Source organism: Photobacterium sp. J15 (assembly GCF_963870815.1).
Classification (GTDB): Bacteria; Pseudomonadota; Gammaproteobacteria; order Enterobacterales; family Vibrionaceae; genus Photobacterium; species Photobacterium marinum.
Window position 1 is genome coordinate 1,621,270 of record NZ_CAWMUI010000001.1, and the last position, 15,473, is coordinate 1,636,742.

11 protein-coding genes are annotated in these 15,473 nt (G+C 44.4%); 4 read left to right on the top strand and 7 right to left on the bottom strand.

The window, feature by feature from the left end; genetic code table 11:
- The first annotated feature begins 11 nt into the window (after nucleotides 1-11).
- A complete protein-coding gene (gene ppsA / locus AACQ93_RS07540) occupies nucleotides 12-2,384 on the top strand; it encodes a phosphoenolpyruvate synthase (protein WP_064603481.1) in 2,373 nt (790 codons plus the stop codon).
- 103 nt (nucleotides 2,385-2,487) lie between these two features.
- Here ppsA and AACQ93_RS07545 read toward each other — a convergent pair whose 3' ends face one another.
- Both AACQ93_RS07545 and AACQ93_RS07550 read right to left on the bottom strand, forming a co-directional pair.
- On the bottom strand, nucleotides 2,488-2,868 hold the full coding sequence (locus tag AACQ93_RS07545) for a hypothetical protein (RefSeq protein ID WP_064603484.1): 381 nt from the start codon (nucleotides 2,866-2,868) through the stop codon (nucleotides 2,488-2,490).
- A gap of 34 nt (nucleotides 2,869-2,902) precedes the next feature.
- Complete coding sequence (locus AACQ93_RS07550; RefSeq protein WP_064603487.1) at nucleotides 2,903-3,211, bottom strand: monooxygenase; 309 nt, start codon at nucleotides 3,209-3,211, stop codon at nucleotides 2,903-2,905.
- 171 nt (nucleotides 3,212-3,382) lie between these two features.
- On the opposite strand from AACQ93_RS07550, the gene AACQ93_RS07555 reads away from it, so the two are divergent.
- Entirely contained in the window at nucleotides 3,383-4,306 is a 924-nt protein-coding gene (locus AACQ93_RS07555) for a LysR family transcriptional regulator (RefSeq protein ID WP_064603490.1), read from the top strand.
- Nucleotides 4,307-4,731: 425 nt separating this feature from the next.
- Here AACQ93_RS07555 and AACQ93_RS07560 read toward each other — a convergent pair whose 3' ends face one another.
- Both AACQ93_RS07560 and AACQ93_RS07565 read right to left on the bottom strand, forming a co-directional pair.
- The gene (locus tag AACQ93_RS07560; RefSeq protein WP_064603493.1) at nucleotides 4,732-5,097 is read right to left on the bottom strand and encodes a hypothetical protein; all 366 of its coding nucleotides are present in this window, start codon (nucleotides 5,095-5,097) and stop codon (nucleotides 4,732-4,734) included.
- Between the two features lie 236 nt (nucleotides 5,098-5,333).
- Nucleotides 5,334-6,629 carry an outer membrane protein transport protein gene (locus tag AACQ93_RS07565; protein WP_084419038.1) on the bottom strand — a complete coding sequence of 432 codons (1,296 nt, stop codon included), beginning with the start codon at nucleotides 6,627-6,629 and terminating at the stop codon, nucleotides 5,334-5,336.
- Between the two features lie 680 nt (nucleotides 6,630-7,309).
- Here AACQ93_RS07565 and AACQ93_RS07570 point away from each other — a divergent pair.
- Entirely contained in the window at nucleotides 7,310-9,109 is a 1,800-nt protein-coding gene (locus AACQ93_RS07570) for a carboxylesterase family protein (RefSeq protein ID WP_064603499.1), read from the top strand.
- A 137-nt stretch (nucleotides 9,110-9,246) separates the two neighbouring features.
- Here AACQ93_RS07570 and AACQ93_RS07575 read toward each other — a convergent pair whose 3' ends face one another.
- The gene (locus AACQ93_RS07575; protein WP_064603506.1) at nucleotides 9,247-10,686 is read right to left on the bottom strand and encodes a glyceraldehyde-3-phosphate dehydrogenase; all 1,440 of its coding nucleotides are present in this window, start codon (nucleotides 10,684-10,686) and stop codon (nucleotides 9,247-9,249) included.
- 484 nt (nucleotides 10,687-11,170) lie between these two features.
- Here AACQ93_RS07575 and AACQ93_RS07580 point away from each other — a divergent pair, with 484 nt between their 5' ends.
- A complete protein-coding gene (locus AACQ93_RS07580) occupies nucleotides 11,171-12,055 on the top strand; it encodes a sulfurtransferase (protein ID WP_064603509.1) in 885 nt (294 codons plus the stop codon).
- 182 nt (nucleotides 12,056-12,237) lie between these two features.
- On the opposite strand, the gene AACQ93_RS07585 is transcribed toward AACQ93_RS07580, so the two are convergent.
- Both AACQ93_RS07585 and malZ read right to left on the bottom strand, forming a co-directional pair.
- Nucleotides 12,238-13,332 (bottom strand): anhydro-N-acetylmuramic acid kinase, encoded by a 1,095-nt coding sequence (locus AACQ93_RS07585; RefSeq protein WP_064603512.1) that lies wholly within the window; start codon nucleotides 13,330-13,332, stop codon nucleotides 12,238-12,240.
- A 218-nt stretch (nucleotides 13,333-13,550) separates the two neighbouring features.
- The gene (gene malZ / locus AACQ93_RS07590; protein ID WP_064606578.1) at nucleotides 13,551-15,401 is read right to left on the bottom strand and encodes a maltodextrin glucosidase; all 1,851 of its coding nucleotides are present in this window, start codon (nucleotides 15,399-15,401) and stop codon (nucleotides 13,551-13,553) included.
- Between the last annotated feature and the right edge of the window lie 72 nt (nucleotides 15,402-15,473).

Consider the following 15,473-nt stretch of genomic DNA (forward strand, 5'->3'; position numbering starts at 1 on the left):
GGAGAATTGCCGTGCAACAGAACGTTGTTTGGTATGATGGCTTGTCAATGAACGATGTTGATAAAGTCGGAGGAAAGAATGCGTCACTGGGCGAAATGGTTTCTAACCTGGCTAATGCCGGCGTAAAGGTACCTAATGGTTATGCGACAACGGCCCATGCATTCAATCAGTTTCTTGAAGCAAACAGCCTGAATGATCGAATCCATGATCTGCTTGATGAACTGGATGTTGATGATGTGAATGCGTTGCAGCAGGCCGGAGAAACTATCCGAAATTGGGTTTATGAAGCGCCGCTTCCAGCCGAACTGGAAAAGGATATCCGGGAATGCTATAGCCAACTGGGTGAAGGCGATGAGATGCTTTCTGTCGCTGTTCGCTCGTCTGCAACTGCGGAAGACTTACCTGACGCCTCGTTTGCAGGCCAGCAGGAAACTTTCCTTAACGTACGCGGTATCGACGCGGTTATTGAAGCTGTGAAGCATGTTTTTGCTTCTCTGTTTAACGACCGTGCGATTTCCTATCGAGTTCATCAGGGCTTTGATCACCGAGGGGTTGCTCTGTCTGCTGGTGTTCAGCGCATGGTTCGTTCAGACAAGGCAGCTTCAGGGGTTATGTTCACCCTGGACACTGAATCCGGCTTTGATCAGGTGGTATTTATCACTTCATCCTGGGGCCTTGGTGAGATGGTGGTTCAGGGGGCTGTGAACCCGGATGAATTCTATGTACACAAGCCAATGCTTGAAGCCGGAAACCCGGCTGTGGTTCGTCGTACCATTGGTTCGAAGCTGATTAAGATGGTGTATGCCGACGGTAAGGAACTGGGTACTCAGGTAGAAGTGCTTGATACAACAGCCGAAGAGCGTAAACAGTTCTCTCTGACTGATGAAGAAACTGAATCGCTGGCGAAGCAGGCGATGATCATCGAAAAACACTATGGCCGTCCGATGGATATCGAGTGGGCCAAAGATGGTTTCACAGGCGAACTATTCATTGTTCAGGCACGTCCGGAAACTGTTCGCTCTCGCGATGATGCTCAGGTGATGGAGCGTTTTCACTTGAGCGGTGCAGGAAAGGCATTGATTGAAGGCCGTGCAATCGGCCAGCGTATAGGTACCGGCGTGGTTCGAGTTGTGACAGATCTGAGCCAGATGGATCAGGTTCAGCCGGGTGATGTGCTGGTGGCTGATATGACAGACCCGGATTGGGAACCTGTTATGAAGAAAGCGGCAGCGATTGTTACCAATCGTGGCGGCCGTACCTGTCATGCTGCGATTATTGCCCGTGAGCTGGGTATTCCTGCGGTAGTCGGTTGTGCTCATGCCACTGAGTTGTTGAAAGATGGCCAGCAAGTAACCGTATCCTGTGCTCAGGGCGAAACCGGATATATCTATGAAGGTGAACTTGATTTTGAAGTTCGTCGTTCAGCAGTCAATGATCTACCGACTCTACCGTTGAAAGTTATGATGAACGTGGGTAACCCGGACCGTGCTTTCGATTTTGCCTGCATTCCGAATGAAGGTGTGGGTCTGGCCCGACTGGAATTCATCATCAACAAGATGATAGGTATTCACCCTAAGGCGTTGCTAAACTACAGCGAGCAGTCTGATGAGCTGAAAGCGGAAATTGATGCCCGTATCATTGGCTATAACGATCCAGTGGAATTCTACATTCAGAAACTGACTGAAGGGATTTCAACGCTGGCTTCAGCTTTCTGGCCAAAGCGTGTCATCGTTCGTATGTCAGACTTTAAGTCAAATGAATACCGTAATCTGATTGGCGGCGTTCATTTCGAGCCGACAGAAGAAAACCCGATGCTTGGTTTCCGTGGTGCATCCCGTTATATCTCGCCTCAGTTCCAGGACTGTTTCGCCCTCGAGTGTGAAGCAATTAAACGTGTTCGTGAGCGTATGGGCCTGAAGAATGTCGAAATCATGATCCCGTTTGTTCGTACCGTCAGTGAAGCGGCGTCAGTTATCGACTTGCTGGCTAAGTTCGACCTTCGCCGTGGTGAGAATGGCCTGAAAGTCATCATGATGTGTGAGCTACCATCCAATGCAGTATTGGCAGATGAATTCCTCAAGTATTTCGATGGATTCTCAATCGGTTCGAACGATATGACTCAGCTGACTCTGGGGCTTGACCGTGACTCCGGTGATATCGCCCACATGTTTGATGAGCGTAACCCGGCGGTTAAGGCGATGTTGTCGATGGCAATTAAGGCTGCCAACAAGGCTGGTAAGTATGTCGGCATTTGTGGTCAGGGACCTTCAGATCATGAAGATCTTGCAGACTGGCTGATGGAGCAGGGCATTGATTCTGTATCTCTGAACCCCGACACTGTAGTTGAAACTTGGTTGCATTTGGGCTCAAAAGGCAGTAATTAATGCTGTTCAATACTGGCTATACTATCGCTGATTGAGTTTAAAGAAAGATAAGCAAAGCCCGCACTGATTTCAGTTGCGGGCTTTTTGTTTGCTGTTCAGATGGTTATTTCTGAAGCTGCTTTTTGTACTGAATGAAGCTCAGAGCAGTAAGTAGGGCAAAAAACGCTGGGTCACTCCAACCGAAGCCAACAAAAATACCTTTGAAGCAAGCATACAGAGTGATAATCAAGCCAAGGATATTGGTGATCATCAAACCCTGAAACAACTTGGCTGAAAGCTCACCTTTCTCGATATCGCGGAACAGAAAGCTTAGTGCCGCAATACCTCCAAGGAAGATGCTGTTATGTTGGGACAGGAAATAAGCGTATTGATCATTAACCTGTACGCCGTACATTGGCCACATCAGACTTGGAATAAAAAACAGTGCTACGGCAAACACGCTGTAGATTGCACCGTGGACGACTAAAAAAGTTCTGTTCTGCATATCGTTGTTCCTAGTAAATACTGTTTGGATGCTGTTACTGGTTAACCGGACCTTTATTAATCAAAGACAGGCTTTCATTAAAATCAAATACGATGCCACGGATATTGGTGATGCCCATTTTTTGTAAACGCTCGCTGTGCATTTTCAGATAAGCCTGCGCAGTTTCTTCATTTTCAAAAAGATAGATACCGCCACCCAACTGGTCTTTTGCACTTTCGGTCCAGATCTTCCAAATCATTCCGGGCTCATGGTTAATAGACTCTGCCAACTCTTTCAGCTGTGATGCCATTTCTGAACCAAATGGACCCTGGTAGGTAAAATCGACCTGTAATAACTTACGCATTTTGATTACTCCACTTTTGAGGTTGTATACCCGCTAACCTGAAACCGTCATAAACTGCAAAGGAATGTTTTCTGACTGGTTCCTCATCTGCGGTATGTGTAATAATCATATCTGTAAAAAATGAACATAAAAGTTCAATATTTATTGATTTAATGTGGAAAAAATCGACCAATGAGACTGAGAACAACGCTGGACCAATGGCTTACACTGCAAGAAGTTGATCGCTCCGGGAGTATTCAGGCAGCGGCAACGCGGCTGAACAAAAGCCATACCACACTGATATATGCCATTAAGAAGTTGGAAGAACAGCTGGATGTGTCGTTAGTTGAGGTAAAAGGACGCAGAGCTGTACTGACCGATGACGGCAAGTCGTTGCTTCGCAGAGCCAGTTCGATGCTGGAACAGGCTCAGGAGTTGGAAGTGTTGAGTGCGCAGTTATCAAAAGGTATTGAATCAGAAATTACCGTATCGGTAGACCATTTATGTTGTCGCGAGTGGGTGTATGGTCCGTTAGCTGAATTTTTTAGCGAGAATAAAAGCACGTCGGTCCAGGTTGTCGAGACGTCTCTTTCTGGTACTACTGATGCTGTGTTATCGGAAAAATCTGATATCGCAATTATTAATTTTCCCATCACCAACTATCCGGCAGAGGCTTTCGGTGTTGTGACTATGGTTCCTGTGGTTGCAGAGCATCATCCATTAGCTGGTAAAGACAATTTATGTTTGGCGGACTTGATCTCAGAGACTCAAATTGTGATTCGTGATTTAGGCTCACAGGTCACCGACGATGAAGCGAATGCTGGTTGGCTGAAATCCCAGCAGCGATTAACTGTCGATAATTTTGACCATGCATGGAGGGCGGTCAGGGCCGGGCTGGGTTTTTGTCGTCTGCCGGAACATATGCTGGATGCGATGCACAGCAATAATCTTGTCCGGCTCTCTATTGAAGGTGCTAACCGTTATCAGGTCCCTGTTCATATCACATTACCCAAGGGACCAAAGACCGGGCCTGCGGCAAGGAAGCTTTATGAGTTATTGATATCTGAAGCGGGCAGGCGAATGACAGAATCTTCTGTTGAAAATAACATGAGCTGATTTTCAATATGCTTCTCAGGCTGATCAGTCTTCCACTTGAGCGAGCAAGGATTCCATTTTCTTTAAGATAAACTTTAATAACTCTGGATTTATGTCTTCACCATCCAGTAATCCCTGGATGATATCTTTCGATTGGTTTAGCTCAAACTCTACACATCGTTGGTTGAGGTCACTGATTTTCATACATTATATCTATTGAGTTATCGTAGAGTTATTATACTAATAGTGAATAAATACCGCTCTTAATAAGCTTTTTCCTTTTAACATTTTTTGAAGCTGGTTCATGTTTTTTATCAACTAGTTAATAGTTGACACACTTTTATATGTTTAATTTGTCTGTTTTTTGTTCGGTTACGGGCATTTACGTTATCTATTAGGCGTTTATCTGAGTTGTGGTGAGCTATCACCTAATGGTCAGAAAACGGCTAGTTTGCATTCTCGACTGGTGCCGGCGGAATAAAACAGTCCACCTGATAAACAAGAAACTCTCCACAGGAAATCTTTTTTCCTATTTCATCAATCATCTCGTTCAACGATTTGTGTCTCATTAACGGTGAAGGACACAGTTGATGGTATAAGGTCAGGAAATCGAAATTATAGCCCCACATGTCGCAGTGACTGCGCAACAGGTATTTCGCCCAGTATTCGCTATTTTGGTATTGAATCAGTGCACTTAGCCTGTCGCCGTTGATCGCTTTGTATGAGGGAACAACGATAAAACAACGACCAGTAGCATCTATGATCCGAGTTCGCATGAACTTAGCTTCGTCAATAGGGTTATCAAACAGCACCGATAGTTTTCCTGTGTATGAATGATTGCTGGTAAGGAGGTGCCGTTAGTTTATGAAAGTCGGATTGATAGTTGGTTTTAAACTTTATTAATTGGGAACTGTTTTGGATGGTTGTTTTCGTTATTCAGTTATCTAGGTTACTAATTTGGAACCAGTTCAAAAAAGCCGCCCGGTGGAGTGGGCGGCAAACAAGAGTAAGAGGTAAACCTCTTTATTTAGGAACATCCAGTGATGGATTAGAAAGTACGGCTGTATTGAAGGCCAACAAGAATGGCATCAGCTCTTGTCGTGGCTCCTGTAATTGAAGGTACGGGCAGGCTCTCGTTAAGTTGTTCATCAAAGGTAACGCTTTCACCCATCAGGTAAGTGAAGCCAAAATCGATATTTTCTTTTTTGTTGAGATGATAGGTGAATCCGGTAGAGAACCAGTGGCGGTTTGAATCGGGGATTGAAATAGACTTCAACTCGTCTGTGGCTGAGATGTCATACATATAGCCTGCGCGAAGGGTCCAGTCATTGTTCAGATAATAAGTTCCCCCGACAGAAATATGGCCGGCATCTTTCCATTGATATTCTTTGTCGAGTCCGGCTATGTGCAATGTATCAAAGGCACTCCATTCAACCCATTGCAGACTGTAGTGAACAGCAAACTGGTTTGTCAGGCGGTGATAACCGGAAAATTCAGCCATATCAGGAAGAGGGAGATCCATTGAGTCTGCCTCATTGGTACCTGCTTTGACATCACCTTTTGCTTCTACAGTCGGGCTGTAGCGGTAACTGAGTCCAAAGCGGTGATTCTCATTGACTTCATAGACGATGCCGGTGTTCCAGCCCAGAGCAAATCCCGATGCATCGACATCAATAACATTCATTTGAATGTCACGACATAAAGCGGGTTTTCCACCTATTGTCATACAGGCTTCACTGTCAAAATCTCGTTTCAGATTACCAACACCGTATATAAGGTCGATACCGGCACCAAAGCTAAGGTTCTGGTTGAGTCGGTATGAAAGGCTGGTACCTAAGTTCATGCTTTTTACACTGGTTTTACCACCAAAGATGGAGGCTGGGAAATCATCTTCAAACTCAGTTTCTGTGCCGAAGTTTGAGTAAGCTGAAAGACCCCATGCCCATTGCTCATTCAGTGGCACGATCACATGAAGGTTAGGGACAAAAGATGAACCGCCGATATCATCGGTGCCTGAAATATCAAACTGGTTGGTTTCTATTGCAAGTATTTCACTACCGTTGGTGAGTACCCGTGGTTGATTATAGGTTCCTTCTTTAATACTGACGTCAGTTGAAATGACATTAAAGCCAAGAGAAAGGCTGTTTTCTTTGAAAAGAGCCATGGCTGCCGGATTACGAGCTGCTACTGAAGCATTATCGGCAATAACTGCATCGCCTGCGAAAGCACGACCAAGACCTGTTGCTGACTGGCTGTTTAATTGAAAACCTGCGGCTTGAGTAGAGACTGATGGAAATATAATAGCTGAAATAACAGCAGTGTATAACAGACGCTTCTTGAACATAGTTATCAACTTATTTATTAGGATTATATATAAATGTATTTAGTTGGTGTTTATCCGAATTGAGTCTAGGGTTTTAATTTAATTGGACAAATCGGACCAGATGGCTGGGGTTTTGTGTGAAGTCGAGTTTTTTAAATGTGTTTTTAATTGGTTAATTAAATTTGTTTCTTCAATGGTTGAAATTATTTTTTGTACTTAAGTGATGAGTTTTTGATAACACTATTGGATTTTTAGATTGTACTCTCTAAGTTCTGGGGGCTTAACTGTGATATTTGGTTGTGGTTATTAAGTGTATGATATATTAGGCTTTTGTTGTGTTTGGTTTGCATTGGTTCTTGTTATATATCTATGCTTTTACCTATTTTGAAATGTTGAATATAGTGAGGTTGACTACATTTTTAATTATTGGTTTTCTTGCGGCTGTTTATTGCGAAACATTCTATTTTCTTATTCTTACCTTTAAGGGATGTTGGTTGTAAATGCTTTTAATAAGTCTGTTTCATTGTTAGCTCTTTTCCAAAACGTCCGACCAGATTGAATTGAGTTTATTTTGCTTCGGCTTTTAATATACTTCCTTTGTTTTAATCGATTCTTACCAATGGGTAGATAATTAAACTAATTGGAAAGTTAGGTTGATTATTCTATTTGCCTTCTACACAAAATGGATTTAATTATTAGCAATGAAAAATAAAAAAATAAAAGCCATTGGGCTCGTAATTTCATTTTTTCTGATTGGTTGTGGCGAAGATACAAGCACAAGTGATGGAAAAATAAGTGAACTGAAATTCGTTACTGTTAACGCTAATAATGGTGCGACAGTGACTGGTTTGGTTGAAAGTGGTGGAAAAGTCGAATCCTTTAAAGGCATTCAATATGGCAGCAGCAAGCGGTTTGTACATAGCACACTGAAGCCTCTTGACGGGAATCTAGACGCCACACAGTTTGGAGCGATATGTCCACAGCTGAATAATACTGAAGAAGTTCAGTCAGAGGATTGTTTGTATCTGAATATCTGGCGCCCCAAAGGCGTAGATATTGGGGGCGACTTACCTGTTTATGTTTTTATTCATGGCGGATCATTTGAAAGTGGTTCGGGTTCGTCGCTGGTTAACCACGGGGATACAATTGTTGCCCAAGGGGCTGACAGTGGTAATCCGTTTATTTCTGTCTCCGTAAACTACCGTGTAGGTCTGTTGGGTAGTATGTGGACTGATGATCTAAAAGGCGGTAATTATGGAATCGGTGATCAGAAGCGAGCGCTTGAATGGGTTCATCAGTACATTGCTGATTTTGGTGGTGATCCTGAAAATGTGACGGTTTTTGGTGAAAGTGCCGGGGCGATGTCGATTGGTATTCTTCAGCAAGAAACCGCGAACAAAGAGGAAAACGTTGCGGGTAAATATTATCAGCGGGCCATTATGCAGAGTAACCCTTATGGTATCGCGTACAAGAATTATGACTCGGCAGAAAAGCTGCAAAAGACACTGAGGCAATATGTTGCAGAAACGCCGGAGTTCGGTGGTCAATCTCTTGAAGAGCTTGATTTGGAACAGCTTAAAAAGGTGCAAGGTTATGCCAAATCTGGGCTGGTACTTGTTGATTCGTTGTTGGGGTCGGCACCTGCAACATCAGGCATGCTGCCGTTTGCTCCCTATATTGAACAAAAGAAAAACATATGGGGACAGGTAGTTGTTGAGGGCTATCATCTAACTGAACAGCCGGTTGATACTCAGTTTATTGTTCCAACTGTAATTGGCTTTAACACCGATGAAGCGAATATTTTCACCTCTATGCTTGAAGCTCTGCTCTTTGTAAACATCGAGGACAAAGATGGCAATTACATTATTGATCATCCGGCAATACCTGAAATTGCCAGAAACAATAATATGTACGATTTGTCTGTTCGTGCTTTCTATGGTTTCAATGGGGTGCTTAAGGCTAATAAGTTGCTTGGAATGGACAGTTATGCCCCTGAAGATGACAGCACACTTGAAGGTTCGGGCAACAACGTGGCTAAATTCCGAATGCTTGCCAATGATATGCTGTTTACTTGCGCAGCCAGAAAGGTGATACAAAATCAGATTGATAACCCGAACGGCTCAAACCTGACGGCAATGTATCATTTCAATTATGATCCCGGTTTTAATTTCTGGCCGATGAGTGTGTCGCCACTGACGTCGTTAAGCTGCATGAATAAAGACGGAACCTCCAAAGCTTGTCATGCCGCGGAGCTACCGTTTGTCTTTAATAAGCCTGTTGATTACGTTTCACAAAAGATCTATCCGACGAAGAGTGATCGCGAACTGATGAGTTTAATGTCTCGGAAGTGGTTTGATCCTCAAACATTTGAAAATAAAGAAATGCTGCCTGGGTTAGATAACGCTGTAATGATTGACGGGCGTGGATTCAGCACTATAAATGACTGGGATAAAGCCATGAATGGCGGGCGCTGTGAGCTTGTAAAAGACTTGCTGTTATAACCCTGGTTCCGACTTAGTTTCCTATCAAAAACCTCGAGTCGAAACGTTAAATCAAAAAAGCCGCCCGGTGGAGTGGGCGGCGAATAAGAGCAAGAGGCTAAATCGTTGTTATTATTTTGGAGTAGGATGTCTTTCAGTTACTTGGCTTCAGGGTAGGTCTTGTAGTGAACACCCATCATCTGCTCCATACAGTGAACAACCTGGCAGCTATAGCCGAACTCATTGTCATACCAGATATAAAGTACGCAACGCTTGTCCTGGGCAATAGTGGCTGCGCCATCTACAACACCGGCATGGCGTGAACCGACGATATCGGTAGAGACAATTTCAGTCGATTGAGTGAAATCGATCTGGCCGGATAGTGGCGAATTCAAAGCCATTTGACGCAGGTATTCGTTCAGTGCTTCAGCAGTGACTTCAGAGCCAAGGTTCAGGTTGGCAATGGCCATCGACACGTTCGGAGTCGGAACTCGGATGGCATTACCTGTCAGTTTACCTGTTAGTTCAGGCAAGGCTTTGGCAACAGCTTTGGCTGCACCTGTTGAGGTCAGTACCATGTTCAGAGCGGCAGAACGTCCACGACGCTCTCCTTTGTGGAAGTTATCAATCAGGTTCTGATCATTGGTAAATGAGTGAACAGTCTCGATATGACCGGATTTAATGCCGTATTTATCATTAACTGCTTTCAGAATTGGCGTAATGGCATTGGTCGTACAACTTGCCGCTGAGATGATTGAGTCATCATCCTGAATTTCTGATTCGTTAACGCCAAATACGACATTTTTAATATCACCTTTACCCGGTGCGGTAAGCAGAACTTTCGATGCTCCAGTACAGTTCAGGTGCTGGCTTAGCCCATCGGTATCGCGCCAGATACCCGTGTTATCAACAATAAGCGCATTATCAATATCATAAACACTGTAATCGACTTCTGCCGGGCTGTTTGCGTAAATCATCTGAATGTAGTTGCCATTAGCAATAATGGCTTTGCGCTCTTCGTCTATGGTGATGCTGCCATTGAACTGACCATGGACAGAGTCGCGTCGCAGCAGGCTGGCACGCTTCTCTAAATCTCCCTGTTTGCCGCCTCGAACTACAATAGCACGAAGGCGCAACGGGTAGCCGGGGCCGCTTTTATCAATCAATAAACGGGCGAGTAGGCGTCCGATACGACCAAAGCCATACAATACAACATCGCGAGGCTCGACGGACTGGGTGCTATTGAGTGACTCTGTCAACGCCGTCTGCAAAAAGTCGTTGAGATCATCCTCATCATCATGATCTTTCCAGAACTTATGGGCAAGTTGTCCGACATCGACTTTGCAAGGTGATAGTTCAAGTCGGGTAAGAGCCTGAACCAATGGCAGGGTTTGTGCGGGAGACAGTTCAAACCCCGTGTAACGACGGGCTACACGGTGTGCCTTGATGATATCAATAATAGAAGCATTGACGATTTGGCGTCCGAACAGAAGGGTTTCAACGCCTTTCTGTCGGTATAGCTGGCCAAGAAGTGGTGAGATGGATTCTGCGTTAGTTTGGCTTGTTTGCCAGTCTAGAAGGTATTTTTCCGGACTCATCTTTACTTAGGACCTTTCACGTTGGGGAAGAAAAACAGGATATTCTCCTGTGAGACTTTGTAGTTTTTATGGCGGGGAGTGTAACGTTTGCGTCGTTATTGTCCTAGTAAAATTAATAACTTATTAGTGTGATCTTTGTCGAAAGAAATTAGTGATATGGGTCACGCTCTGTATGTATGGAAATGTGATCGGAAGAAGAATACTCGCACTTAATTTTAACGGGGTATTAACTTTTTGAGCGGTAATGTTGTTTAGTGAGCAATAACCCATATATGAATTCGCGTTGCAGGATGCAAAAACACGGTTTGGGATTTGTAGGGTAGAATGAAACTGTTCGATTTAACTGCTTGTTTTAAGACGCCTACGTTGTGATAAGGACGACAACAAATATAAAAATAGACGTAAATTGAAGTGGTAAGAAATTTGCTTCTCTATAGCAACCATCATGTATTAATAGCAATTGGTGCTGGACTAGGGAGGTGTTATGCAATTTACCTATTGTTTTGTTGCAACCTGGATAAGGCTTCTGTTAATCGTCGCATTGTCATTTTTAGGGGCTAATGCAACTGCTACTGAAGCAAAATACTTTGTCAGTGCTGATTGGTTAATCGAACGTCTTGGGCGTGATGACGTTATCATTTACGATGCCAGGCCAGAACGAGAATATCTTAATGGCCATATCCCGGGCGCAGTCAGCTTTCCAGTTAATGATACCTATCATGTTAACAATGATGTGTATTATGTGAAAAACAAAGAAAATATAACGCCTTTGTTGAGGAAAAAAGGTTTAGACAAAAACAAACTCGTCATTATTTACGATAACGGTAATTATCTCGATTCATCGCGACTGTTTTGGGTTTTGGAGCTATACGGGCATCGTAACCTTGCAATTTTGGAAACTGGCTACAGCCTATGGCTTCAGGAGTATCCTGTTAGCACAGAGATAACCTTCCCTGATAAAACAAGTTATATTCCCATTTTTAACTCAGCGGCCTACGCCAGTACGCTGGTTGCCAAAGTGGCAACTTATAGTCCCGATTATCAATTATATGATTCCAGGACCTTGCCTGAATACGAAGGTAACAGATCAGTTACTCACGTATATGGTCATATTCCCCGAGCGCGTCATCTTTCTATAGGTGACTTTTTTACGGCCTCTGTAGGTGGCGTTAAAGTGTTGAAGTCGCAATCAGAGATTGCACTGGTATTGAGTGACTTTGATAAGAGTAAAAAGAACATTACCTACTGTAATAAAGGTAAAGCATCAACTTTAAGTTATTACTTGCTAAAGCGTTCTGGCTTTGATGTTGCTCATTATGATGGGTCATGGCTGGATTGGTCAGCAAAGAACTTGCCTACTGAAAGGTAGGGGGATTTATTATTGGGTTCTAGGGAATTAGCGCACTAAATTATACGTTAGTCTTAAGCGTATCTTTCAGCAGTTTGAATACTTATAAAATGAAGAACTAGTATAGAACTCTTAAAGAACCTTTAAATACATACAGCCCGATGAGTATATCAGCGGGCTGTTGGTTGGTCATTTCATACTATCTAAGGATAAATAGCGCCAAGAGGGGTGAGCTGTGTGGCTCCTGTTACCTCTGGCAGGTTACCGGGTAACTTATGAAGAGTACGATAAGCAAGCCATGCAAAGGCCATGGCTTCCATATTATCTATGTCTACACCGCGATCGGCCGTTGTCATTACCTGCCATTGGGGTAAGAGTTCTGTTAGGCGTTGCATGATTAGCGGATTATGCGCGCCTCCGCCACACACCAGTAATTCTCCCGGTGTTTCTTTCGTGACATCGTTACTGATACTAACTGCGGTAAATTCAGCTAATGTACGCTGAACATCTTCTGCTGACAGAGTGGATTGTTCCAGATGATTCTCAAGCCAGTGGAGATTGAAGAGCTCTCGACCCGTACTCTTTGGTGGTTGTAGAGCAAAGTAGGGGTCACACATCAGGCTGTTAAGCAGATCGTTATTTACGTTACCGGTTAAAGCCCACTCGGCATTAGCATCAAAGCGTTTTCCGAGGTGTTTGGTGATCCAGGCGTCCATTAACATGTTGCCGGGGCCAGTATCAAAGCCTGTGACAGGTTTGGCAGGATCTAAAATGGTGATGTTAGCGATACCGCCAATATTCAGAATAACTCGGGTCAGATCCGGCTGACTGAAAAGTTGCTGGTGGAATGCAGGTACAAGAGGTGCACCCTGGCCACCGAATGCCATGTCTTTACGCCTGAAATCAGCCACGGTAGTAATACCAGTTTTTGCTGAAATAATATTGGCATCACCTAACTGCATGGTAAAGGGATGTTCGGTAGTCGGGGAGTGAAATACTGTCTGACCATGATTGCCAATTGCTTTTACAGATGAGGAGTCAATGTTAGCTTTTTCCAGCAGAGCCAGCACAGCATCTGCAAACAGATGACCCAGACGGTGATCTAGTTCGCCTATAGCCTGCAGGCTTGTTGGCTGGCCAAGACAGATATCCAGTAGGGATTGCTTAAGGTTTTTCCCCATCGGGAAGGCGTGTTCACAGAGTAAGCTAACGCGGTTATCGTCAATTTCGACCAGTACAGTATCGACACCGTCCATACTGGTTCCTGACATTATGCCTATGTAACGTTCTGCGCTCATCGTCTCTCCTCCGGCTAAAATCAATCAGCATAAGTAATTAACAAATAGTTAATTATTCCGATTGGTATGAGTGATTCACTGTACATCTTAGCTAGATTCCCGGCAACGCAATTTCTGTGAAGCCTTTGTTGCCTCCAAAAGAAAATGGCCGGCAATGAGCCAGCCATTTAACCAAACTGAATAAGAATCTGATTGGTATTACTTACGTGTAAAGCCGATCACGCTTTGGTAAGCAGGAGGCCTTCCTTACCCGCGAGTGTCATCGAAAGTATGCCGTCTTTTACTTGCCACTCATCTTCAGTCAGCAGGTCTTTCAGGACTGCTTGTTCCATACCTAGCTGCCAGAGAGGTACTTCGACAAGCTTGGCATTTTCACTGTTATTGATTAGACAGACATAAGCTTCATCATCCAGCATTCGGGCAAATGCCAGTTGTTTATGTTCGGCCATCAGCCATTGCAGGCTCCCTTCTTGCAGACATTTTGCTTGTTTGCGAAGCTCAATAAGCTTTTGTACATAATCAAATGTCGGATGCTGAGCTTCGGCACGGTCCCATGGGAAACAGCGCCGGTTATCTGGATCCTGGCCGCCTTCCATACCCACTTCTGTGCCGTAGTAAATACATGGTGCTCCCACGTAAGCAAACAGCATCAGCAGTGCCAGCTGCATAGTTTCATCGTCGTTTTCCAGCATTGTCAGGAACCGCATGGTGTCATGGCTGTCAAGCTGATTAAGCTGGGCTAACTGGTTTTGCCACGGCATTTTACTGCGGGATTCATTCAGCCAGTCAACTAGCTCTTCAGCATCAATCTGGCAGTTGTGATAGGCAATATCCTTTTGTGCAAAAAAGGCGCGAAGAGGGTGGGCGAAACCATAGTAGTTCATGGCGCCGTCTTCCTGATCCCCCTGAAGCCAATTGCTGGCCTCGAAAAAGTGCTCGCCCAGGATGTAACAATCGTTATTGACTGACTTGGCGGCTTCCCGGAATTGGCGCACATAATGTGGATTGTTTTTGGCTCCGGCACCTTCGCCCAGCATATGAATAACGTCAAATCGCCAGCCATCGATATTGTACGGAGGTCGCAGCCAGTGTTTGATAACCGCATCTTCACCGCTGTAAATATAATCACGGACTTCCGGGTTGGAGAAGTTGAGTTTTGGCAGGCTTGAAATACCATTCCAGCCGATATAGTCGTTACTGTTACCGTCAAACTGGTAGTGGTTACGGTATTTTGAATCTGGGTTGCCGTAAGCGCCGGGCTCATCAGGGTTACGTCCGTGTTTATCAAACCACGGATGATCCGTCGATGTATGATTGAATACGGCGTCTAAGGTGATTTTCATTCCACGAGCGTGCAGGTCGCTGACCATATCGGCAAACTGCTCATTGGTACCCAGGTGTGGATCGATTCGTAAATAATCAGTTGTATCGTATTTGTGGTTGCTTGGTGCTGAGAAGATCGGGTTCAGATACAGTGCAGTAATACCAAGATTTTGCAGGTAATCTAATTTACCGTGGATCCCTTTCAGGTCACCACCGAAGAATTCATTGGGGCCATTTTCACCATGGCTGCTGACAGGGGCTCCCCACTCTTTAGCTATAGCCGGGCGATCATCGCCATTAAGGCTGTATTCGTTATCCAGAACGCTAATTGATGGATCGCCGTTCGCGAAACGATCGGGGAAAATCTGGTAGAAAACCTGTTCTTTCACCCATGCTGGTGGCTGATCTTGCCGATTGTATTTGAAGTGCGCCTCTTTGCCAGGCACACGAGGTGAGATGCCATTGCCGTGCAGCCACCACTGACGACTGTTTTGCATCACTTTAAAGCAATAGTGTGTGACAGGTTTGTCGGCGTTAAGAGGTATTTCACCATGCCAGTACTGGAGACGCCCACGAGTTTCACCTCGCTCCATATCTACCAGTTTTTCTTCATTATCGGGTTCGCAGCGAATGAAAATCGTTGATATTAATGTACTTGCCTCGCTGACTATTGTCAGCTTCATTGTGTCCTGGGTTGGGGTAGCCCAGAACAGATCTTGTCCGTGATATAAGTAAGGTGCTTTCATCATTTTTATTAATAGTTAGTTATCTTTCTGTGATATCAAGATACGTCTTCTGGCACAAAATAAAATCCTCCC